The 24,119-nt window shown below is 61.6% G+C and carries 16 protein-coding genes; 6 read left to right on the plus strand and 10 right to left on the minus strand.

The window, feature by feature from the left end; genetic code table 11:
- Positions 1–102 precede the first annotated feature (102 nt).
- From QTL95_RS24730 to QTL95_RS24745, 4 genes are all read left to right on the plus strand, one after another.
- Positions 103–1,677, plus strand: coding sequence for a Do family serine endopeptidase (locus QTL95_RS24730; protein ID WP_289722556.1), 1,575 nt, complete (start codon positions 103–105; stop codon positions 1,675–1,677).
- Positions 1,678–1,757: 80 nt separating this feature from the next.
- On the plus strand, positions 1,758–2,504 hold the full coding sequence (locus tag QTL95_RS24735; RefSeq protein ID WP_289722557.1) for a response regulator transcription factor: 747 nt from the start codon (positions 1,758–1,760) through the stop codon (positions 2,502–2,504).
- Positions 2,501–3,904 carry a sensor histidine kinase gene (locus QTL95_RS24740; protein WP_289722558.1) on the plus strand — a complete coding sequence of 468 codons (1,404 nt, stop codon included), beginning with the start codon at positions 2,501–2,503 and terminating at the stop codon, positions 3,902–3,904. Before QTL95_RS24735 ends, QTL95_RS24740 begins: the two co-directional genes overlap by 4 nt.
- Before the next feature lie 112 nt (positions 3,905–4,016).
- Positions 4,017–6,974, plus strand: coding sequence for a bifunctional [glutamine synthetase] adenylyltransferase/[glutamine synthetase]-adenylyl-L-tyrosine phosphorylase (locus tag QTL95_RS24745; RefSeq protein WP_289722559.1), 2,958 nt, complete (start codon positions 4,017–4,019; stop codon positions 6,972–6,974).
- Here QTL95_RS24745 and QTL95_RS24750 read toward each other — a convergent pair.
- The 3 genes from QTL95_RS24750 to QTL95_RS24760 form a co-directional block, all read right to left on the minus strand.
- Positions 6,971–9,295, minus strand: coding sequence for a PAS domain-containing sensor histidine kinase (locus QTL95_RS24750; protein ID WP_289722560.1), 2,325 nt, complete (start codon positions 9,293–9,295; stop codon positions 6,971–6,973). The genes QTL95_RS24745 and QTL95_RS24750 overlap by 4 nt on opposite strands.
- Positions 9,296–9,476: 181 nt before the next feature.
- Entirely contained in the window at positions 9,477–12,125 is a 2,649-nt protein-coding gene (gene pepN / locus QTL95_RS24755; RefSeq protein ID WP_289722561.1) for an aminopeptidase N, read from the minus strand.
- Between the two features lie 167 nt (positions 12,126–12,292).
- Complete coding sequence (locus QTL95_RS24760; protein ID WP_289722562.1) at positions 12,293–13,402, minus strand: methyl-accepting chemotaxis protein; 1,110 nt, start codon at positions 13,400–13,402, stop codon at positions 12,293–12,295.
- 298 nt (positions 13,403–13,700) lie between these two features.
- On the opposite strand from QTL95_RS24760, the gene QTL95_RS24765 reads away from it, so the two are divergent.
- Both QTL95_RS24765 and QTL95_RS24770 read left to right on the plus strand, forming a co-directional pair.
- Positions 13,701–14,618 (plus strand): DMT family transporter, encoded by a 918-nt coding sequence (locus QTL95_RS24765; protein ID WP_289722563.1) that lies wholly within the window; start codon positions 13,701–13,703, stop codon positions 14,616–14,618.
- Between the two features lie 146 nt (positions 14,619–14,764).
- Positions 14,765–15,634, plus strand: a complete 870-nt coding sequence (locus QTL95_RS24770; protein WP_289723162.1) for a hypothetical protein — start codon at positions 14,765–14,767, stop codon at positions 15,632–15,634.
- Here QTL95_RS24770 and QTL95_RS24775 read toward each other — a convergent pair.
- From QTL95_RS24775 to QTL95_RS24805, 7 genes are all read right to left on the minus strand, one after another.
- Complete coding sequence (locus QTL95_RS24775) at positions 15,631–15,780, minus strand: hypothetical protein (RefSeq protein ID WP_289722564.1); 150 nt, start codon at positions 15,778–15,780, stop codon at positions 15,631–15,633. The genes QTL95_RS24770 and QTL95_RS24775 overlap by 4 nt on opposite strands.
- 40 nt (positions 15,781–15,820) lie before the next feature.
- Positions 15,821–16,012 (minus strand): hypothetical protein, encoded by a 192-nt coding sequence (locus QTL95_RS24780; protein WP_289722565.1) that lies wholly within the window; start codon positions 16,010–16,012, stop codon positions 15,821–15,823.
- Between the two features lie 150 nt (positions 16,013–16,162).
- A complete protein-coding gene (locus QTL95_RS24785; protein WP_289722566.1) occupies positions 16,163–17,029 on the minus strand; it encodes a uracil-DNA glycosylase in 867 nt (288 codons plus the stop codon).
- A gap of 62 nt (positions 17,030–17,091) precedes the next feature.
- Positions 17,092–18,381, minus strand: coding sequence for an Hsp70 family protein (locus QTL95_RS24790; protein ID WP_289722567.1), 1,290 nt, complete (start codon positions 18,379–18,381; stop codon positions 17,092–17,094).
- Positions 18,382–18,546: 165 nt separating this feature from the next.
- The gene (locus tag QTL95_RS24795; protein ID WP_289722568.1) at positions 18,547–21,666 is read right to left on the minus strand and encodes an efflux RND transporter permease subunit; all 3,120 of its coding nucleotides are present in this window, start codon (positions 21,664–21,666) and stop codon (positions 18,547–18,549) included.
- Positions 21,663–22,928, minus strand: coding sequence for an efflux RND transporter periplasmic adaptor subunit (locus QTL95_RS24800; RefSeq protein ID WP_289722569.1), 1,266 nt, complete (start codon positions 22,926–22,928; stop codon positions 21,663–21,665). The genes QTL95_RS24795 and QTL95_RS24800 overlap by 4 nt, the downstream gene beginning before the upstream one ends.
- Positions 22,929–23,116: 188 nt before the next feature.
- Positions 23,117–23,905 carry an SDR family oxidoreductase gene (locus tag QTL95_RS24805; protein ID WP_289722570.1) on the minus strand — a complete coding sequence of 263 codons (789 nt, stop codon included), beginning with the start codon at positions 23,903–23,905 and terminating at the stop codon, positions 23,117–23,119.
- Positions 23,906–24,119: the final 214 nt, after the last annotated feature.

The following is a 24,119-nucleotide window of genomic DNA, read 5'->3' on the forward strand; positions in this document are numbered from 1 at the left end:
CGGACAGTTCGCAGTAAGGTGCTCCACCCTATATCTGTATTCAACAACACCGGCTCCGGTGGTTGCCGACCCTGTAGAATGCAGACAACAAAGGTGCGTACCATGCTGAAGAACATCAAGGCTCCGTCGCTCAATACCATGCTGAAGGCCTCGACCGTTGCCGGTCTTGCTGCCGCGGTGCTGGCGACTGGCATTCCCCTCGAAATCACCCGTTCCTATGCCGAAGCCGTCAAGGTCCAGTCCCCGTCCGTCCCGAGCTTCGCGAACGTCGTCGATGCCGTGTCGCCGGCCGTCGTCTCGGTCCGTGTCGAAAACCGCATCAATCCTGTTTCCAACGATGACGGAAACGGCTTTTCCTTCGATTTTGGCGGTCGTGACCTGGACAACATTCCCGACGCACTGAAGCCTTTCTTCCGCCAGTTCGGCGAGCAAGGCCCGAACGGTCCGGACGCCCGCCGTGGCCCTCCCGGCAAGCACTTCGGACCGCATGACGGCAAGGGTCGCCTGCGTCCGGTTGCCCAGGGCTCCGGCTTCTTCATCTCCGAAGACGGTTACATCGTCACCAACAACCACGTCGTCTCCGATGGCGCCGCCTTCGTCGCTGTCATGAATGACGGCACCGAACTCGATGCCAAGCTTATCGGCAAGGATCCGCGCACCGACCTCGCCGTACTGAAGGTCGACGGCAAGGGCAAAAAGTTCACCTACGTAAACTGGGCCGATGACAACAATGTCCGCGTCGGTGACTGGGTCGTTGCCGTTGGCAACCCCTTCGGTCTCGGCGGCACGGTGACGGCGGGTATCGTCTCTGCTCGTGGTCGTGACATCGGCTCCGGTCCCTACGACGACTATCTCCAGGTGGACGCGGCCGTGAACCGCGGCAACTCCGGTGGTCCGAGCTTCAATCTCAATGGCGAAGTCGTCGGCATTAACACAGCGATCTTCTCCCAGTCGGGTGGCAATGTCGGTATTGCGTTCGCCATTCCGGCCTCGACCGCCAAGGACGTGGTCGCCGACCTGATGAAGGACGGCCAGGTATCTCGCGGCTATCTCGGTGTGCAGATCCAGCCTGTCACCAAGGATATCGCCGACTCGCTCGGTCTCTCCGAGGCAAACGGCGCGCTTGTCGTCTCAGCGCAGGCCGGCACACCCGGCGAAAAGGCCGGCATGAAGGCTGGCGACGTCGTCACTGCCGTCAATGGCGAGACCGTCAAGGATGCCCGTGATCTCAGCCGCCGCATCGGTGCAATGACGCCGGGCAAGAAGGTCGAGCTGTCTGTCTGGCGCTCCGGCAAGTCGCAGCCGCTGACAGTCGAACTCGGCACTCTTCCGGCCGAGCAGAAGGACGCCTCGGTTGACGATGGCGATCAGGCACCAGAAACACAGGCGCCCGCTTCCGAAAAGGCGCTTGCCGACCTCGGCCTCAGCGTCGGTCCGGCCGACGATGGCAAGGGCCTGCAGATCACCGGCATCGACCCGAACTCCGATGCCGCCGACAAGGGCATCAAGGAAGGCGAGAAGATCACCTCGGTCAACAACCAGGATGTCACCTCGGCCGATGATGTCGTCAAGGTTCTGAACCAGGCGAAGAAGGATGGCCGCACCCGCGCGCTCTTCCAGATCCAGTCCAAGGAAGGCAGCCGCTTCGTTGCCCTCCCGATCAATGATCAGGGCTAATTCCGCCCAGCTCTGATCAAGACGGGAGCCGCGCTCACAAGGCGCGGCTCCCTTCCGTCAATGGATGGTGAGTGACCGCAATGACCTCTGCACAACAGGAAGACGCTTTGAGCCTTGCCGAAACGCAACCGGTAGGTAATGTCGGCCGCATGAAGATTCTGATCATCGAAGACGATTTGGAGGCCGCGGTCTATCTCACCAAGGCATTCCGTGAAGCCGGCATCGTGGCCGACCACGCCAGCGATGGCGAAAGCGGGCTGTTCATGGGCTCGGAGAACACTTACGACGTCATCGTCATCGACCGCATGCTGCCGCGCCGCGATGGTCTTTCCGTCATCAGCGAGCTGCGCCGCAAGGGCATTCATACTCCCGTCCTCATCCTCTCCGCCCTCGGTCAGGTCGATGACCGCGTGACCGGTCTGCGCGCCGGCGGCGACGACTATCTGCCGAAGCCCTATGCCTTCAGCGAACTTTTGGCCCGCGTCGAGGTGCTCGGCCGCCGCAAGGGGACTCCCGATCAGGACGTCGTCTATCGTGTTGGTGACCTCGAACTCGACCGTCTCGCGCACGAGGTCCGCCGAGGCGGACGCGATATTCCGTTGCAGCCGCGCGAATTCCGCCTGCTGGAATATCTGATGAAGAACGCCGGACAGGTCGTGACCCGGACGATGCTGCTCGAAAATGTCTGGGACTATCACTTCGATCCCCAGACCAATGTCATCGACGTCCACGTCTCGCGGTTGCGCTCGAAGATCGAGAAGGACTTCAGCCAGCCGTTGCTGAAGACGATCCGCGGCGCTGGCTACATGATCAAGGACGAGGGATGAACCGTTTCTGGTTGCTGTGGAAGTCCACGGCGGTCCGTCTTTCGGCACTCTACATCCTGCTCTTCGCGATCTGCGCGGCCGTGCTCGTCTTCTACGTGACGGCCATGTCCGAACGTCTCCTCACCAGCCAGATCCACGAGGCCGTGCAGCAGGAGGTTGATCAGGTGCAGCGCGCCTATGACGCCGGCGGCATGAACCTGCTTCTGCGCACGATGGAGCGCCGCGCCCGCCAGCCGGGTGCCAATCTCTACATCATCGCCGCCCCCTCCGGCGATATCCTCGCGGGCAACGTCGCCTCGGTACAGCCGGGCGTTCTGGAGGAAGAAGGCTGGACATCCATGCCCTTCCGCTACCAGCGCTATTCGGAGAGCGGGCGCGACAAGCCGCATATGGCGGTGGCCAACATCTTCGTCCTCGACAACGGCCTGCGCCTGCTGATCGGCCGCGACCTTGGCGAGCCCGAGGCGTTTCGCGTGCTGGTGCGGCAGGCGCTGATGATTGCCCTGGCGATCATGGGCCTCGGCGCCGTGATCATCTGGTTCGGCATCGGCCGCAATGCGCTGAAGCGCATCGACCGCATGTCGGCGGCGAGCAAGAAGATCATGGCCGGCGATCTCTCGCAGCGCCTGCCGGTTGTCGGTTCCGGCGACGAGTTTGATCGCCTCTCCACCTCGCTGAACGCCATGCTCGACCGCATCGAGAAGCTGAACGAGGGCCTGCGGCAGGTGTCAGACAACATCGCGCATGATCTGAAGACGCCGCTCACGCGCCTGCGCAACAAGGCGGCCGACGCGATCGATACGCCGGATGCGGAAACCCGCCGCGTCGCGCTGGAGGGGATTATTTCCGAATCAGACCAGCTGATCCGCACTTTCAACGCGCTTCTGATGATCTCTCGCGTCGAGGCAGGATCGGTGGCGGCCGAGATGTCGATGGTCGATCTCTCCGCGATCGTCGCCGATAGCGCCGAGCTTTATGAGCCCGTTGCGGAGGAAGCCGCGCTCGAGCTGTCCTCGGCAATCGAGCCATCGATCGAGGTTCAGGGCAATCGCGAACTGATCGGCCAGGCGATCTTCAACCTGATCGACAACGCCATCAAGTATTCGTCCGGCATAGAGGGCGGCAAGGGCATCTCGATCGGGTTGACGAGACGCCCTGACGGCATCTGCCTCTCGGTCGCGGATCACGGTCCGGGCATCCCGGCCGAAAAGCGCGAGGACGTGCTGAAGCGCTTCTATCGTCTCGACGAAAGCCGTTCAAAGCCCGGAACCGGTCTGGGCCTATCACTCGTTGAAGCCGTCATGGAACTGCATGGCGGCCGGTTGGAGCTTTCCGACAGCGAGCCGGATAACACCGAAAACCGCGGCCTGACGGTCAGCATGATCTTCCCGGTGAAGTGAGCCGCGACAATTGGCTGTTGGCCATTACCCTCCCAGACCCTAACTTACACGGAAGCAGCCGGAGCGATGATTCTTCCCCGGCTGCTTCGCTGCTGGTTGCCGGGGAGGGCGCATGCTGACGAAATCGGAACATAGTATCGCGAGCGTTGCCAACGGCTTGCTGAAGCCGCTGAACAAGACCGAGCTGAAACTCGCCCAGACCGACCTGCAGAAGATCGGCAAGAGCGAGCCGGCGGTTGCCGCGATGCTCAAGACCGAGACCCCACTGCGCGAATTCGTGACGTCAGCGCTGACGCTCTCGCCGTACCTGCGTGATACCGCCAATATCGATCCGGCCGTTCTCTCCCTTGCGATTTCAGAGCCGCTGGAGCCGCAGCTCGAAGCGCTGATCGCCGACGCCCGCAACTGCTGGAAGCCGCAGCCCGATGGCGGCATACCGAGCGAATCCGATGTGATGAGCCGCCTGCGGGTCATCAAGCGCCGCGTGGCCTTCCTGGTCGCGTTGGCCGACCTCGCACGTGTCTTCGATGGTCGCACCACCACCGCCTGGCTGAGCCGGCTGGCGGAGGCCTCCGTCGCCGCCGCCATCGACCATTTGCTGCTCTCTGCCAATGACGGGCGCAAGATCAGGCTGAAGAACACCTTGGCGCCCAGCGAAGGCTCCGGGTTGATCGTGCTGGGCATGGGCAAGCTCGGCGCCGGCGAGCTCAATTATTCCTCCGACATCGACCTCGTCGTCTTCTTCAACGAGGAAGCGGGCATCGTGCCCGATCCCGACGACGCGATCGACGTCTTTCCGCGATTGATGCGTCGGCTCGTGCGGATCATGCAGGAGCGCACCGCCGACGGCTATGTCTTTCGCACCGACCTGCGCCTGCGCCCTGATCCGGGCTCGACGCCCCTCGCCATCCCCGTCGATGCGGCGATGATCTATTATGAGGGCAGGGGCCAGAACTGGGAACGCGCCGCCTTCATCAAGGCCCGCGCCGTGGCCGGCGATATCGCCGCGGGCGAAGAGTTCCTGCGCGGGCTCGTGCCCTTCGTTTTCCGCAAGTATCTCGACTATGCGGCGATCGCCGATATCCATTCCATCAAGCGGCAGATCCACGCCCACAAGGGCCATGGTGCCATTGCTGTGAAAGGTCACAACGTCAAGCTCGGCCGCGGCGGCATCCGCGAGATCGAGTTCTTCGCCCAGACCCAGCAGCTGATCGCCGGCGGCCGCATGCCGCAGTTGCGCAGCCGCCCCACGGAGGAGACGCTTGCGGAACTGACCAAGGCGAAATGGATCGACGAGGAGACGCGCGACGAGCTGACGGAAGCCTACTGGTTCCTGCGCGACGTCGAGCATCGCATCCAGATGGTGCGTGACGAACAGACCCATTTGCTGCCGGAGGCCGAAGCCGACCTGAAGCGCATTGCCTTCATGATGGGTTACGGCGACACGTCGAGTTTCTCCGAGCGGCTGGTGGAAGTCTTCCGCACCGTCGAGCGGCGCTATGCACGCCTGTTCGAGCAGGAAACCGGCCTCTCCACCGAGACCGGAAACCTGGTCTTCACCGGTCAGGGCGACGATCCCGACACGCTGAAGACGCTGAGCAAGCTCGGCTTCGAGCGCCCTTCGGATATCTCTCGCGTCATTCGCACCTGGCATTACGGTCGCTACCGGGCGACCCAGTCGGTCGAGGCACGTGAGCGGCTGACGGAGCTCACACCGCAGCTGCTGCGCGTCTTCGGTGAGAGCACCCGCGCCGACGAGGCGATCCTGCGCTTCGACAGCTTCCTCTCCGGCCTCCCGGCGGGCATCCAGCTGTTCTCGCTGCTTAGCAGCAACCCGGCACTGCTCTCCCTCATCGTCAACATCATGTCATCAGCCCCCCGTCTTGCCGAGGTGATCGCCGCCAGGCCGCATGTCTTCGACGGCATGCTCGATCCCCGCCTCATGGCGCAGCTGCCGACACGGGATTATCTCGCCGAGCGCCTGAAGAGCTCCCTCCAGCAGGCCCGACACTACGAAGAGATACTCGATCTCCTGCGCATCTTCGCGGCCGAGCAGCGATTCCTGATCGGTATCCGGCTGCTGACGGGCACGATCAACGGCAGCATGGCGGCCCGCGCCTTCACGCATCTCGCCGATCTCATCATCGATGCCGCGTTGAACGCGGTTCTGGGCGAGATCCATGCGGCCCATGGCGATTTTCCCGGCGGCCGTGTTGCCGTTGCCGGCATGGGCAAGCTCGGCAGCTTCGAGCTGACGGCCGGCTCCGATGTCGACCTCATCCTCCTCTACGATTACGATGACACAGCCTCCGAATCCGATGGTGCCAAGCCGCTCGATTCGACGCGCTATTTCACCCGCATCACGCAACGGCTGATCGCTGCTCTCTCGGCGCCCACAGCCGAAGGCGTGCTCTACGAGGTCGATATGCGTCTGCGTCCCTCGGGCAACAAGGGACCGGTCGCCACGCGCATCGGCGCCTTCGAGAAGTACCAGCGCGAGGAAGCCTGGACCTGGGAACATATGGCGCTTAGCCGCGCCAGGCTGATCTGGGGCGATCGCAGCCTGACGGAAGAGGCGGAACGCGTGATCGCGCAGGTGCTGGCGGCAAAGCGCGACACCGGCAAGGTGACCCACGACGTCGCCGAGATGCGCGACCTGATCGAGACCGAAAAGCCGCCCGGCAGTATCTGGGATTTCAAGCTGATACCGGGCGGGCTGGTCGACATCGAATTCATCGCGCAGTACCTGACGCTGATCGCCCCGGCGAAGGGCATAGATGTCAAGGTGAACGGCCTGAACACGGCCGAGGCACTCAAGTTGCTCGGGGGCAAGCTGATGGCTGCGAGCGATGTCGATATATGCATCGAGGCGCTGACCCTTTACACCGATCTCTCGCAGCTGATCCGCTTGTGCATCGACGGGCTGTTCGATCCCAAGCAGGCTCCAGCAGGCCTCATTGATCTGGTGTGCCGGGCCGGTGACTGCCCCGATATCAAGACGCTGGAAGGCGAAGTCAAACGCCTGTCCAAGGCCGTCCGAAAGGTGTTCCAGTCGGTGGTGAAGGATTAGGCTTCGGCCACGCTATCCGGGATGTGAAGGGAAATGATTGTGCCGATCGCTTCGCGCGAGCGGATTTTCATGCGCCCGCCATGCAGCGAGGTCAAAGAGCGGGAGATTGCCAAGCCAAGGCCGGAGCCACCCTTGCTCTTGGCATATTGCTGCTGCACCTGCTCGAAGGGCTGGCCGATCTTGCAGAGCGAAGCCTTCGGAATGCCGATACCGGTGTCGGCGATCGTCAGCATTACGCCCTTCGCGGTGCGGCGCGTGCGGACGGCGATGCGGCCGCCGTCATTGGTAAACTTCACGGCATTGGAAAGCAGGTTGAGCAGGATCTGCTTCATGGCGCGGCGGTCGGCCATCAGCGTCATGCCCTGGCAAAGACGCTGCTCGATCTCGATGCCCTTCTCTGCGGCAGGGATGGAGGTAAAGCGCAGGCTTTCCTCGATCAGCGGCACGAGATCGATCGTCTCGCATTCGAGCTTCATGTGACCGGCTTCGATCTTCGACATGTCGAGGATGTCGTTGATGACGTTGAGCAGGTGCTTGCCGCTGTCGTGAATGTCGCGCGAATACTCGTTGTATTTTGCAGAGCCGAGCGGCCCGAACATCTGATCCTGCAGGATCTCGGAGAAGCCGAGGATGGCGTTGAGTGGTGTCCGCAGCTCATGCGACATGTTGGCGAGAAACTCGGACTTGGCCTTGTTCGCGGCTTCCGCGCGTTCCTTCTCGAGGAGATAGTTGGCGTTGGCGATGGAGAGCGCCGCCTTCTGGCTCTCCAGCGTCTGACGAGAGGAGGAGAGGTCGCCGATGGTCGCCATCAGGCGCCGTTCGGATTCGCGCAGCCGCTCCTGGTTGCGCTTCAGAAGCGTGATGTCGGTGCCGACGGAAACCATGCCGCCGTCGCGGGTACGTCGCTCGTTGATCTGCAGCCAGCGCTCATCCGCGAGCTGAACTTCCGTGGTGCGGGAATAGCTGGAGCGGTCTGCATCCGCGATACGACGCTCGATGACGGGACGGGCGGCTGCCGCGTTGACGACGGTGCGTTCGGTACCTGGTACGAGTACACTGTCGGGCAGGCGGTAGGCCTGCTGATAGTGTGCGTTGCACATCACCAGGCGGTCGTTCTTGTCCCAGAGTACGAAAGCCTCGGACGTGCTTTCGATGGCATCAGCCAAACGCTGGTCGGCCTCGGCATAGCGTTGGGCCAAGCGGTGCTGTTCCGTGACGTCCATCGCGATGCCGATCATGTGGACGCGGCCGGAGTTGGCCCGGATCGCCTGCGCGCGGGCACGCATCCACACGTAGTGTCCACCGGCGTGACGCATGCGGAAAATCTGGTCGACCTGTCCAGCATCGCCTCGTGCGATCGAGCGGGCAATGTCGTAGATGCCATTGTCGTCAGGGTGAATCAGGCGTGCCGCGTCGCTGAAGCACATGGGATGCTCCGAAGCCGGCAGGCCGAGCATATCGTACATCGAGCGCGACCAGTAGAATTCGCGGCGATCGAAATCGAAATCCCACAAACCGCAACGACCGCGCGAAAGCGCGGTATCGACGCGCAGATTGGATTCAAGAAATATCTCGTCCGCGTCGCGAGCGCGTCGTACTTGCATGTAGTATGCATAGAGGATGACGAGCAGGATCGATGAGATGCCGGCGAACAGGGTGACATTGAGGGTCACCTCCTCGCGCCACAACGTAGCGATGCGCTCCAGTGAGGTCGCGGCGATGACATAGCCGCCCGACGAGCCGATCGGCGTGATTTCCGCATAGTAGGGACGGCCGCTGATCGAAGTCTCGATAACACCGGCGCGGTCGCCGAAACGGCGGATCGTCGACACCTCCGAAAAGAAATCGCCGACGCTCTCGCCGATATAGGCGCTGCCGGCGACCGTCGAGGCGAATACCTTCCCGCTCGGCTGTACCAGCAGCACGAACGCATCGTCATCGAGACGGTCTTGCGGCAGGAACCGCGTCAGGCGCAGTTGGGCGGCTTCGGCATCGCCGGTCTCGAAGGCGGTATCCATGTCGGCAAGGGCGGCAGCAGCGGTCGCGGCGGCAAGAGCGGTGGAATGACGGGCGGCTGCCTCCATCCGGCTATACTCGGACATCATGCCGACCACGTGGGAGACGGCAACGACCGCGAGAAAGGCGACGATCAGAAGCGGAATGATACGCTTGAGGATGATTTCAACCTGAGAGAGACTGCGGGACGATGGCTGGGGAGCGCGCGCGGCCTTCTCGGTGAAGGCCTGCCGCCAGGCGCGGAACCCCTCGAAATCGACACGCAGCCGTCCATCGGCCACGGTTGCCCGCCGCACGTTCATCATCTTTAGCCTTGATCCCTCGTGTGATTCGCTGCGCCGCTCGCCCGAACCTGACTCAATGAATCATTCGCGATTCGCCTTGTCCAGAGGAAAAGGTAAAAATCCGTTAACCGATTCTAGATGCTTGCTTTTCGTTGCACGATGAAAGGCCGCCGCTGATGATGCGTTGGCCGTCCCGGGCAAATCACCCCTTGAGCGTCCGTTCGACGATGTCGCGAACGTCGGTCGAGAGCTCGGAAGACTGCGCGATTTCGGCAAGTGCCGCCCGCGCATGCTCCGCCCGAACCGGCTCCAAAGCACGCCAGGAACGCATCGATGTCAGGATGCGCGCCGCCAATTGTGGGTTGCGGCGATCGATATCGAGGATCTCACGTGCGAGGAAGCGATAGCCTTCGCCGTCGGCACGACCGAAGCCTGTCGGGTTGGTGAAGGCGAAGGTGCCGACCAGCGCGCGCATGCGGTTCGGATTGGTGCGCTTGAAGAGCGGATTGTCCATCAGCTTCACCACCCGATCCAGCGTGCCGGCGCCCGGAATGGTGGCCTGCACCGCGAACCATTTGTCGATGACGAGCGCATTTTCCGCGAAGCGATCACGGAAGGACGCGAGCGCATCCGTGGCCTCGCTGCTGTCCGGGAAGCGATGCGCCAGGATCGTCAGCGCCTGCAAGAGGTCGGTCATGTTGTTGGCGCCGTCGAACGCCGCCTTCGCCCGGGCCGGGGAATTCTCGGCGTAGGACAGGAAGGTGAGGGCGGTGTTGCGTAGCGCGCGGCGGCCGGCGCTCTTGGCGTCCGGGCTGAACTCGCCGGGTGTGGTCATGGCATCGTAGAGTGCGGCGAACACATCCTTGCCCGCATCGGCGATCTGCTTGATCACCGCCTGCCGGCCGGCATGGATCGCGTCGGGGTCATTGTTGCCGCCAAGCTCGCGCGCCATATCGGATTCGCTCGGCAGCGCCAGCGCCTGAGCTCGGAAGGCGGGCTCGAGGCTCTCATCGGCAGCGGCAATCAGCAGCGTATCGACGAAGGTCTTTTCCGAGGCGATGGTCTTGCCATCACGCGCATCGCGAGCGGCCTTCAGGAGATTGGGAAGCGCCAGATCGGTCAGGGCCTGCCAACGGGCGAAATGATCGGTCTCGTGCCGCGCGAGCAGCGCAAGGTCGGCTGGCGACTGGTCGAAGTGCAGGTTGATCGGCGCCGAGAAGCTGCGGTTGATCGAAACGACCGGGCGCGAGCCAATGCCCTGGAAGACCGCCGTCTGCGTACGTTCGGTAAGGTGCAGTACGCCGCCGGTGAACTCTGCACCCGTGACGGAGCTTGGCTCGAACGCGTTGCCGTCTTCGGCAAACAGCGCCAGGCTGAGCGGAATATGCATCGGCTTCTTGTCGCTCTGGCCGGGTGTCGCGGGGACCATTTGCTCGAGCGCGAGGCTGAAGGTCTTGGCGGCGGCGTCATATGTTCCCGATGCAGTGACCAGCGGCGTACCCGCCTGATGATACCACAGCGAAAACTGGCCAAGGTCGCGGCCGCTGGCTTCCTCGAAGCACTTGACGAAATCCTCGATCGTCACGGCTTGGCCGTCATGGCGATCGAAGTAGAGATCCATGCCTTTCTTGAACAAGTCCTTGCCGAGCAGCGTCGCGATCATGCGCGTGACTTCGCTGCCCTTTTCATAGACCGTCGTCGTGTAGAAGTTGTTGATTTCGCGATAGGTGGTCGGGCGCACCGGATGCGCCAGCGGGCCGCCATCCTCGGGGAACTGTTCCGACTTAAGGTGACGCACTTCGGCGATGCGCTTGACAGGACGCGAGCGCTGGTCAGCGGAGAACTCGTGGTCGCGATAGACGGTCAGCCCTTCCTTGAGGCAGAGCTGGAACCAGTCGCGGCAGGTGATGCGGTTGCCGGTCCAGTTGTGGAAGTATTCATGCGCGATGATCGCCTCGATATTGGCGTAATCGGCATCCGTCGCGGTCTCCGGATCGGCAAGCACATACTTGTCATTGAAGACATTGAGCCCCTTGTTCTCCATGGCGCCCATGTTGAAGTCGGAGACGGCGACGATCATGAAGATGTCGAGGTCGTATTCGCGGCCGAAAACTTCCTCGTCCCACTTCATCGAGCGCTTCAGCGCATCCATGGCGTAGGTCGCGCGCGGCTCCTTGCCGTGCTCGACGTAAATTTTCAGTGCGACCTCGCGGCCGGACATGGTCGTGAAACTGTCCTCGATCACGCCAAGATCGCCGGCGACGAGCGCGAAGAGATAGCTCGGCTTCGGATGAGGGTCGAACCAGGCGGCGAAGTGACGGCCTTCGTCGTAATTGCCGCCGCCGAGGAAATTGCCGTTCGACAGCAGCAGAGGGTTCCCCTCCTTGGCCGCGATGATGGTGATCGTGTAGGGCGCGAGAACGTCGGGACGGTCGGGGAAATAGGTGATGCGACGGAAGCCTTCCGCCTCGCACTGCGTCGAATAGAGGCCGCTGGTGCGATAAAGGCCCATCAGCTGCGTGTTGGCGGTCGGATTGATGTAGTTGGTAATGCAGACTTCGAACGGGGTTTCTTCGGGAAGATCGCGGATCGTCAGGCTTTCCGGCGTCGCATCATATTGCGCGGGCGGGATATCGATCTGGTCGAGCAGCAGGCTGGAGAGCGTCAGTTCATCGCCATCGAGAACTAGGGGCGCCTTCTTGTCCACGCCGTCGCGGCGATGGAGGATCAGGCGTGCTTCGACCTTGGTATTTTCGGGATCAAGCTCGAAGGTAAGGTCCACGCGTTCCAGAACGAAGTCGGTGGGCTGGTAGTCTGCCAGATTGATGACCTGGCCGATATCTGTACGCATGATGGTTCCTGAAGACCTTTAACGAATAGCGCTTTGCGCGGGCATGCCCCGCTCCACAAATCTTGAAGGGCATGATTACATTAAAGTCTGAACTAAAGTTAAAGCGATTTGCATGTAACGGAAGATTTGACCGGCGGGCTGGCCGGTATAGTCCGGCGAGCGGCGAACTATCTCAAGTCCAGGGACGAGCGGATGGCGGAATCCTCTTCCGTTCTCTGGATGACCACCCCATGCCAGCCCAACCCGTCATAATCTTCATAGCCGAGCGTCTTTGCGAAGGCGACGATGGAGCCATTGTTGTCGTAGTAGTGTCCGCGCGGCTGGCCTGCCTGGTTCTGTAGCGCGAAATGGGTGAATACCAGCGCCGGATTGTTGGAGGCGATGATCCTGTTGGAGCCGTCGAGCAGGAGCACGGTTGTCTGTTCCGCTACTTGCGGGGGCAGATTGGCTTCCTTGTCGACGATCGCCTGACCCTGGTTCTGCCAGTCGAAATAGACACCGAGGGTGCCCACGATCTTCCCATCCAACTTGCCGCCCTCGCGAACGCCGGTTGCGTAGACAAGCGCGGTGCGATCGCCGTGCAGATGGCTCTGGCGGACTTCGTCGACGATGTAGTCGTCGCCGTTGGCGCAACGCGAAGCCGCCTGGAACCAGGGGGCGCTGGCGAGCGAACTGCCGACGATCTTTCGCTGGAAATTGGGATTGGCCGAAGCGACCACCCGACCTGACAGGTCTGTGAGCACCAGATCGAGATAAACGGTGTAGAAGCGGTTGATGACGCCAAGCCGCTCCGCGGCGAAGCTTGCGTGTTCCTTGTTCGGATCCTGCAGTGCTTCCCAAAGGGCGGTATCCGTCGCCCACCACCTGACATCGGCGGTGCGCTCGAACAGGTTTCGGACGATGAGCTGGATGAGCGTCTGGGCGAGGTCCGTCAGGCGAACGCCTTCCATCTCATTGACGAGCGATTCAGCCATCGAACGCGAGAGGCCGATACGCCCCAGTACATTGCTCTCGAACTTGCCGGCGATATCGCTTGCGACCTGAGCAAGGCGCTGGACCTCGTTGGCGACGACAGCGAAGCCTTTTCCCGTCTCGCCAGCACGAGCGGCTTCGATAAGAGCGTTGATGGCGAGCAGCCGGATCTGCTTGACCACATGCGAATTCGAAGCGCTGAAGCGTTCGAGATCAGTGCCGATCTCTTCTGTAACGACACGCATCGAACGGGGAGTGGCAACGGGCGGATTGCGACCAACGCTACGCTTTTCAAGGTACGTCATGAAATGATCCTGCAAATGGCTGTCGAATATGGAAAAGAGAAAGACTGAGATATTGCTGATAATAGTGTCTTTTATGGTTGTGAAATCGTTAACTTGGTCGTGTGGCTGCCGAAGAATTCCAGGTTAGTCCGGCGGCTGATAAGAATTTCATCGAACTGTTCTTGCGTCGTGACAAAAATATCGGCAGATGCCGATTTTTAGTGGTGGACCTGTTCAATCGAGATGGTGCCTGACACAGTTGTCAGGTATCGATTCTGACGATTTCTTGCCTCAGACAGTTCCCGTAGAGTTCTTGAATATGCGATCGGCTTCCGGAAACCCGATAAAGGGTATTGCGTGCAAAGTGGCCTCGGTGGTGGTCTTTCTGGCGATGCAGACCTTCATCAAGCTGGCTGGACCTGAAATACCGCCAGGACAGGTTACGTTCTGCCGCTCCTTCTTCGCGTTGTTTCCGATCATGGCCTATCTCGCCTATCGCGGGCAGCTCAAGTCGGCCTTCCAAACCGCAAACCCGTTCGGGCATCTCACACGCGGCACGCTCGGCATCATTTCCATGGGGCTGGGCTTCTACGGCCTTCTGCATCTGCCGATGCCGGAGGCGATCGCGCTCGGCTATGCGCTGCCGCTGGTAGCCGTCGTCTTCGCCGCGCTGTTTCTCGGCGAGACCGTGCGCCTTTATCGATGGAGTGCGGTGCTGATCGGAATGGTCGGCGTGGGAATCATCTCCTGGCCGAAGCTCACGCTGCTCAGTGGCGAAGGTATCGAGGCGGAACAGGCGATTGGCGCGATTGCCGTACTTCTGGCCTCCGTTCTTGGCGGTATGGCGATGATCCAGGTGCGTCGGCTCGTTGAAGAGGAGAAGACGTCGACCATCGTGCTCTATTTCTCGATCATCGCGTCCGTCTTCTCGCTGGCGACCATTCCGTTTGGCTGGGATTTTCTGGATCTCAAGCCGCAGCTTCTGTTGATTGCCGCCGGCTTCTGCGGCGGCGTCGCTCAAATTCTGCTCACCGAGAGTTATCGCCATGCCGACGTCTCGACGATGGCGCCGTTTGAATATACCTCGATCGTCATAGGCAGCATCGTGGCCTACTTCGTTTTCGGCGATATTCCCACGGCAAGCATGCTGTTGGGCACGGTGATCGTCGTTGCTGCCGGCATATTCATCATCTTTCGCGAGCATCAGCTCGCACTTGCCCGCCGCGTGTCGCAATAAACCATCAATTATTGGAGTGGCGCGCGATCGGATCGTATGCATTGTGAACTTGACGAAGTCTCATCTATCGGAGACTTCGTGGAGTTGGTCGGATGCGACGAGGTATCATCGCCGGCCGAGACGATGGATACGCATACGGGGAAGACATGCCGCTCAGTGTCGAACAGCTTGCCGGTGATCCGCAATTCCTGGCGACGGTTCGATTTCATGCCGTCCGCATGCGCGGTCTCTTCGACGCCGGCCCGCGCCTTGCGCGTCTTCTTGCTTCTCACCAGCGCTGGCTGCTTGCACAAACCGCCTATGCGCTGAGCATGGAGCGCGATCTCGCGATCCCGGCGTCAGGTCTTACGGCCGTCGCGCTGGTAAACGAGATCACCCGCCACAAAGCCGCGAGCCGCAACACAATCTTGAGCTTCATCGACGAGCTGCTGACCTATCGCTTCATCGTCTGTGAAGCCGGCGACGAGCGGAGGCGGCCGCGTCACTACCATGCCTCGGAAGTCACTCATCAGGGCATGGTGGGCTGGATGCATTCCAATTTGGTCGCTCTAGACGTACTGGATGGCGGCACGCGCGCCACGTATTTCGTCGATCATCCTGAACTCATCCGCACTATGCAACCACGCATCGCCCGCGACTGCCTTGCCGACCATGCATGGCGCGAGCCTTCCGAGCGTATTGCCCTGTTCCTCTGGAACGACGCGGGCGGCCTGATCGTGGACTATCTGGTGTCACGGATCGATCTCGACAGCACGCATCCGCAACGCTATCCGATCGGCCATCTCGACACCCGTGCGCTGGCCGCGGACTTCATGATATCGCGCACGCATCTGCAGCGGCTGTTTGCAAAGGCGGTGCAGCATGGCTGCCTTGGCTGGGAAGAGGCCGCCGACAAACCGGAACTATGGATGTCCCGCGCGTTCGTGAACGAATATTGCCACTGGCAGGCGATCAAGTTCGCTTGTATCGACGAAGCGTTCCATTGGGCGAAGGGTCAGGCGGAAAAGGCGACCTAGAGGCCGATCGTTGCGCATTCCGGCTGGATGCCTGAGGAAGGGCGCGGCGCGGATTCCCGCTCATACTCCTCGGCGGCGCGCACGGCTGCGCGGATATGCTCGATCGCGTCGAACTTGCATAGGAGTGAAACGATGATGGTCGTCATGATCTAAGCCCGGAATGCTGCGAGGCGGTCGCCTCGCTACTCAGTACTGCTGGAAATCCGCAAAGAGACTGGCAGGACGCGCGATGCGTCCGCTCATACCGGTCCCGCGAGCGACAATCTGCTCGTTGGTGGCGAAGCCGATGTGGCCGTTGCTCTGCATCGCGCGAACGTGGTCGCTCGCATGTCGCAGGGTTTCAAACCTGCAGGGGGTATTGCGAAACTGTGTGCTCATGGCCTTGGTTCCTGTTTATTCCTCCCAAGACACGACGTTAATATTGCAGCGCAGCATGGCATTTACAACATGTAAGAATAAGGGACAGCTATGCGTTTAGCGCATGTCGATTTTCACAAAAGTGCCAAACGTGATTATTTTTCGGGCAATCTACAGTGTTGCCAGCTTTGCCTGAAAAGCCAATAAATCCTGCCAGGCCAAGCGCTTATTGACTGGCGCAGTCAGAAGGTCTTGCGGATGCAGGGTCGCCATGGCCGGAATCATTCGTCCGTCGACACCGATCTCGCGCCATTGGCCGCGCAGTCCGTGGATCGTGTCTCCCTCGCCGAAAAACACCCGTGCGGCGTAGTTTCCAAGCAGCAGCACCACCTTTGATTCGGCCAGCGCGATTTGGCGTTCTATGAAGGGGCGGCAGATGTCCATCTCCGCCGGCGATGCAATCCGGTTGCCCGGCGGCCGCCAGGGAATGACCTGCGTCAGCATGATCGCACTGCGCTCGAGGCCGATGGCCGCAAGCATCTTGTCGAGCAGTAGACCGGGACGTCCGGCGAAAGCCTGTCCTTCCCGGTCGTCCTCGGCGCCCGGACCGGATCCGATGACCATGATGCCGCTTGCCGCATCCCCGCTGGCAAAGATGGTGGAGCGGGCGCTGTGTTTGAGGTTGCAGCCGTTGAAGGCTTCGATGGCCGTTTTCAGTTCATCCAGCGAGCGCGCTGATTCAGCGGCAAACCGCGCCTGCTGCACGGCCTCGCCATCGGGAATAGACGGTCTTTGAGCCACCGGGCGCTCGGCGGCCGCCGCCCTTGGCTGCGTCGGCGCTGCTTGTCTTGCCGATCCGCCGCTTGGCGGGACTGCCTGCTGAGTGGGCGCTGCGCTGCGCCTAGCCGCCCTCATGGCCTCGAATTCCGCGAACCTGTCGACCGCCTCTTCTTCCAGCAGCCATTCGACGCCCGCATCCGCATGAAAATGCAGAAGCGCGGCGAGCTCGCCCGGAGAGAGGTCGTTGACGGAAATCATGGCCGCGACCTTAGCGAAGCCTTGGCCTCAATGAAAGAGCACGCAAACGGCAAGGCCGGCTATTACACCGTCCATTGCGTGATATCGTCCCGCTCGCCGATCAGCGCCAGACCATGCGCGATCGAGAGAAGCTCGCCACCGGTCTCGATGCGAGCGGCATCGAAGCGTTCCGTGAATATGCGGCGCACGGCCGGCACGAAGGATGTGCCACCGGTGAGGAACACCTTGTCGATCGCCGAGGATGGCGTGTTCGTCGTTTGCAGCACATCGTCGAGCGCGCCTTCGATGCGGGCGAGGTCGTCACTGATCCAGCCCTCGAAATCCGAGCGGCGTACGGTGCGATGACCACCTTTGCCGAGCGGGGCAAAATCGAAGGCCGCTTCTTCATTTGCCGACAGCGCCATCTTGGTCGCCGACACCGCCTGGTAGAGCGGATAACCCTCATCGTGATCGACGAGATCGATGAAGGTCTCGAGCTTCTCCGGCTCCAGCGCGGTGCGCACCAGCTTCTTCAAATCCTCGAACTCGCGCGACGTCTTGAAGATCGACAGCTGGTTCCAGCGGCCGAAGCTCGAATAGTAGTTGGTTGGCACTTCAAGGATCTTGTCGAAGCTCTTGAAATGGCTCCCCTTGCCGATCTGTGGCGCCACGACATTGTCGATGATGCGGTAGTCGAAGTGATCGCCGGCGACACCGACGCCCGAATGACCGATCGGCGTCGCGGTAAGCTTGCCGGCTATCGTCTCGAAGCGGATCAGCGAATAGTCGGTCGTACCGCCACCAAAGTCGGCGACCAGAACAGTGGCATCGGCCTTGAGGTTCTGCGCGAAGTAGAACGCCGCCGCGACCGGCTCGTAGACATAGTGGATCTCAGGAAAGCCGAAGCGGGAGAGGGCCGCATTATATCTCTCCGCCGCAAGTGCCGGGTCCGGACTGGCACCGGCGAAATGCACGGGCCGGCCGGCCACGATACGCTTGGTATCGGTAGGCCATTCCTCCCCGGCATAGTTTTTCAGACGCCGTAGGAAAATCTCCATCAGGTCCTCGAAGCTATGGCGCTTCGCATAGATGAGCGTGCCCTGGAAAATCGGGCTGGCCGCGAAGGTCTTGATCGATTGCAGGAAACGACAGTCGCCGGGATTGTCGATGAATTGGCGGATCGCCGCATGCCCGGCCTCGACCTTGAGCGCCGAGGCGCCGAGATTGCGGTCCTTCATGAACGACAGCGCGGTGCGCATGCTGTCGGCGGTGCCGGCGGCACTGGTGAAATTCATCGAATGGGTCGTATTGCCGCTCGCCGAAGCGATGACGGTATTCGTCGTGCCAAAGTCCAAACCCAGCGCCTGAGCCATGCTCGCACCTCTTGAGATCAATTGTTATTTGAGACCGGAGACTGGCTCCGCCGGCGCGCGAGAAAAGGCAGCGCCCGAATTCAGGAGGGCGCGTGATGCCACAGGGGCCTTACATATTCAAGGCATGAGATGAAAAGAAAACGGGCGCCCGAGGCGCCCGTTGCATCATTCGGCAGCCATCGCTGTCGGAACCTCTTCCTCGTGTTCCGCCTCTTTCTTCTTGCGTCCGAGACCAAGCAGCCAATCGTTGAACTTGCCCATCTCGACGAAAATGACCGGCGTGATGAACAGCGTCAGCGCTTGGCTGACGATCAGGCCGCCGACGACGGCAATGCCGAGAGGCTGGCGGAGTTCCGAGCTTGCGCCGCTGCCAAGCGCGATGGGCAGCGCGCCGAGCAAAGCGCAGAAGGTCGTCATCATGATCGGCCGGAAACGCCGCACGCAGGCCTCGTGGATTGCTTCCGACGGGGACATGCCGGTTCCCGAGCGCAAGTTTTCCAGCGCCACGTCGATCATCATGATCGCGTTCTTCTTGACGATGCCGATCAGCATCAGCAGGCCGATCAACGCGATGATCGACAGGTCGAAGCCCATCACCTTGAGCGCAAGCAGCGCGCCGAGGGCTGCGGCCGGCAGGCCGGAGAGGATGGTCAGCGGATGGATGAAGCTCTCGTAGAGAACGCCGAGCACCACGTAGATCGTCAACACGGCAGCGATGATCAGCAGCGGCGTGTTGCCCTGAGACTGCTGGAAGATCTGGGCCGTCCCGCCATAGGATGTGAACACATCCGCCGGCATGTCGATATCCCTCTTGATCTGGTCGATCGCCGCCGTCGCGTCGCTCAGCGACTGGCCGGCCGGCAGGTTGAAGGACACGGTCGTCGATACAAGCTGGCCGGTCTGGTTGATGGTCACCGGCCCGGTCGTGCGCTGTACTGTCGCGAAGTTCGACAGCGGCACCAGCGCGCCGCTGCTCGAGGCGACGCGGATCTCCTGGAGTTTCTGGTCGTCCCAGGGCCTGTTGGTGTCATACTCGACGATGACGTCGTAGCTGTCGCCGGTGGACTGGATCTGGGCCGCCGCGTAACCCCCGAAGGCCTCCTGCAGGGTGGTGCGTAACTGGTCGTCGTCGACGCCGAAGGCGGCTGCCTTTTCCGTGTCCACCACGATATTTGCCTGTAGCGCATTGTTCTGCGCATCCGACGTCACGTCGGTAAAGCGCGAATCGGCACGCAGCGCCTTCTGGATCTTGTCGGCCCACAGAGCAGTCTGATCAGCGCTGAGAGCCTGGACCACCAGCTGGTACTGGCTGGCCGTCTGGCGTCCGCCGAAGCGCAGGCTTTGCTGCGGCGTGATATAGGCCTGCAGGCCTGGAATCTTGGAAATGCTGGCGCGCAGTTCGCGCAAGGTCTGATCAAGCGGTGGGCGCTGCTCCCTGTCCTTCAACTCCACATACATCGTGCCGTTGTTGAGCGGGCTGCGGGCGTTGCCGCCGACGATCGACATCACATGATTGACGGCCGGGTTCTCCTTCACTAGTTCGGCGGCCTTGTTCTGCAGGGTTTCCATCGCTTGATAGGATATGTCCTGCCGCGCGCGGGTGGAAATGTTCAGGCGGCCGATATCCTCGGTGGGGAAGAAGCTCGATGGCAGCGTCATGAAAAGGTAGACGGTCAGCCCGACGGAGCCCGCGAACAGAAACAGGATGGTGGGCCGGTGATCGAGGCACCAGCCGACCGCACGGCCGTAGCCGCGAAGCGTCCAGTCGAAGCCGGCATCGAACCAGCGGATGAAGAAGGGTGGCCGGTCATGGCCACTGCCGAGACGCGAGGCAAGCATCGGCGTCACGGTCAGCGAGACGATCGCCGACGCGATGATGGCGATCGCCACCACCATGCCGAACTCGTTGAAGATGCGCCCGACGACACCGCCCATCAAAAGGATGGGGATGAAGACGGCGATCAGCGACACCGACATGGAGACGATGGTGCCGCTGACTTCGCCCGCACCTTTGACGGCGGCGGCCAGCACCGGCATGCCTTCTTCCACGTGGCGCAGGATGTTTTCGAGCATGACGATCGCGTCGTCGACCACGAGACCGACGGCAAGCGTCAGGCCGAGCAGAGAGATGTTGTCGATGCTGTATCCGAGCACGTACATCATCCCGAAGGTCGAGATGAGCGACAGCGGCACCGCGAGGCCTGGGATGATGGTGGCGGTCAGGTGACCGGTGAAGAGGTAGATCACCAGGACGACGAGCCCGATCGTCAGGAACAGCGTGAACTTCACGTCCGCGATGGCATCGCGGATCGGCTTGGCCGAATCGTTCATGACCTGCACGGAAACCGACTTCGGGATTTCGGCATGCAGGCCGGGCAGCTTCGCGTTGATCGCATCGACAACGGCAACGGTATTGGCGTCAGGCTGGCGCTGGACGGCCAGGATGATGCTGCGGTTGCCGTCATACCAGCTGCCGGTGTAGCGGTTTTGCACGCTGTCTTGCACGTCGGCGACATCGCCGAGGTGGATCGGCGCGCCGTTCGGGCTTGCGATGACGAGCGAGCGAAACTCCGCCGCGTTGGTTCGCTGTGTGTTGGCATTGATGGTCATGCTTTGCGTGGCGTTCTGCAGCGAGCCGACCGGCACTTGGCTGTTGGCCGCGGCCAGCGCCTTGTTGACCGTATCGATGCCGATGCTGCGATTGAGCAGCTTGTTCGGATCGACCTCGACGCGCACGGCATAGGTTTGCGCGCCGAACACCGTCACTTCGGCGACGCCGGGGAGTGTCGAAAGTGACGGCGAGATGATGTCCTCGGCGATCTCGTCGAGCTTGCTGCGCGGCATGGCATCGCTCTGCACTGCCAGCAGCATGACCGGCGCATCTGCAGGGTTCGTCTTGCGGTAGCTCGGCGGTGTCGTCATGTTGTCGGGCAGCTGCCGCGTGGCATGCGAGATTGCCGCTTGCACGTCGGCGGCGGCCGCGTCGATGTCACGGCTGAGATCGAACTGCAGCACGATGCTCGTATTGCCGAGCGAGTTGGTCGCGCTGATTTCGCTGATGCCGGGAATGGTCTGGAACTGCTTGATCAGCGGAGTGGAGACCGATGTCGCCATGGTCTGCGGCGAGGCGCCGCTCAGCGCCGCCGAGACGTTGATGGTCGGGAAATCGACCTGAGGCAGGGCCGCCACCGGCACCAGCCGATAACCCATGAGGCCCGCGAGGATCACGCCGATCGCAAGCAGGGTCGTGGCGACAGGGCGCTGGATACAGAAATTCGGTATCATTCTTCCGTGTCCGCCATGATGGTTTCTGTCTTCTTGGGTTTCTGCTCGGCCGAAGCGACATCGAGCGCCGCGTCATCGAACTCTTCCTTGATAGGCTGCTTGTCGACGAGTTGCGCCTGCCCCTCGATCACCACGTGGTCGCCCTCGGAAAGCCCGGCCGAAACGGCGGTGAAGTCGCCGTTGGCGCGCGCCACGGTGACCGGCGTCAGCTGCGCTTTCCCGTCCTTGACGACATAGGAGAAGAACCCGTCGGCGCCGGGGCTGACCGCGACGGTCGGAACGACCACCTGCTGTTCCTTGCTGTTGAAGTGAACGACGATGTTGACCGACTGGCCCGGCCACAAGGTGCCCGATGCGTTTTCGAACTTGGCCTTGGCGAGGATGGTGCCGGACGCAGGGTCGACGGTATTGTCGTAGAAGCTGATGACGCCTTGGCGTGCCTTGGCCTTGTCGGATTGCGGAACCGTGCTGACCTCGACGGGACCGGCGGCCATCGATTGCTTGAGCTGCCTGAGGTCGCGTTCCTGCAAATGGAATTTCACGAAGATAGGATCATATTTGGCGATGGTCACGACGGCCGAGCCCGCGTCAAGGAAGGCGCCGGGGCTGACGGTGATGTCGCCGAGGCGGCCGTCGAAGGGAGCGCGGATCTCAGTGTGCTCCAGCAGGACCTGATCGGCGGCGAGGGTCGCCTTGTCCGCCTGCACGGTGGCGACGGCCGTGTCGCGTGCCGCCTTCGCCTGATCGAATGTCTGCTGGGTGCCGGCCTTCGAGTTCAGAAGGTCCTGCGCGCGCGTCAGCGCCGTCTCGGCCTCGGCCACGGTCGCGGTGTCGCGTACGATCATCGCGTTGTCCTTGTCGACGGCGGCCTGCGCCGTGCGATCATCGAGCTTGGCGATCAGGTCGCCCTGCTTGACGGTGGAGCCATCCGTGGCGACGATCTCGGTCACCAGACCCTGTTCCTGGGCCGCGATCGTCGTCGTGTCGTCCGCATCGGCCCAGCCGGATGCGGTCACATCCCGAGGCAGCGTCGTCTTGACCGCGGCGACCGTTTTGACCAGCGTCGGTCCGCCGCCACCGCGTTTGCGGCCGTTGCCGCTCTTCTGATCTCCAGATTGATCGCCTGCCTGCTGCGCGTCGCCGCTTGAGCTATGACCACCTGTCTTGCCAAGCTCGGATAGATAGGGAATGTGATCCCTATATTGCCAAGCGCCGACGCCGGCAACGACAACGATACAGGTGGTAATCCAGAATTTTTTCATATGTGAGACCGCTCTTGGGGGCATTGGCGAACGAGGCCTCTATTGAACCATGGTTGCCGCGGTGCAGAAAGATAGCCGCAGTCCTCCGGCCATCACTAACCGGTTATTTTGCCTTAAAGTTTGGTAATGAAAGGGCGGTCTTGCGCGATCACGTGCGAAAGACCGCTCGATCGGCGTTTTGGCGCTCTTCAGACCGAGCGCGCAGCGCCGCCGTCGCACCGCACCAGACTGCCGGTGATGTAGCTTGCCGGCTGGCTGCAGAGGAACGCCGCGGTGGCTGCAAACTCTTCCACCGTCCCATAGCGTCCCGTCGGAATTGCCGCTTCCTTGGTGGCGCGCACGTCATCCATGCTCTTGCCGGTGCGTTTGGCGGCCGCACCGTCCAGTTCGTCCAGCCGCCCGGTCAAAATGCTGCCCGGAAGCAGCAGATTGCTCGTCACACCATGGCGCGCGACCTCGGTGGCGAGCGTCTTGCTCCAACCGGCAAGCGCGGGGCGCAGCGTATTGGAGAGGGCGAGATTGGCGATCGGCTCGATGACGCCCGAAGAGGCGATCGTCAGAATGCGGCCCCAGCCTTGCGCCTTCATCGCCGGCAGCAACGCATTGGTGAGCGTGATAACGCGCAGGACCATGGAGAAGAAATAGGTCTCCAGGCGATCCGCCGCGATCTCCTCGGCTGTTCCGGGCTTCGGACCGCCGGTGTTGTTCACGAGAATGTCGATCCCGCCGAGCTTGCTTTCGGCTGCGGCCTTGACCGTCTCGACGAAGTTTTCGTCTTCCAGATCTGCCCAGATCCAGTCGGCCTTGCCTCTGCCTTCGGCGTTGATCGCCTTGCAGTTGGCCTCAAGAGTTTCGCCGCTGCGCCCGCACAACAGTACGTCCGCACCTTCACGCGCCAGGGCGACGGCGATGCCATGCCCGAGCCCCCTCGACGATGCCAATACCAGTGCGCGCTTGCCCTTGATGCCGAGATCCATTTTGCATTCTCCGTTCTTTCCGGCCAGTTATAGGGCGCGCTCGAAGGGGAGGGAAGAAGCGCTACGTCGATATTCATTCGACATTTTAATTACGTTAACGTAAACGTCATATGTTTTCTGGGTGTCTCGCCAACGCATTGTGCGAATTGAGGATTGGGTGTCGTTTCCCGGCTCGACAACGCATCGCGGTTTTGAGAATAGATAGCTTAATTAC

Origin of the sequence: Rhizobium sp. S152, from assembly GCF_030380735.1 — a bacterium.
Classification (GTDB): Bacteria; Pseudomonadota; Alphaproteobacteria; order Rhizobiales; family Rhizobiaceae; genus Rhizobium.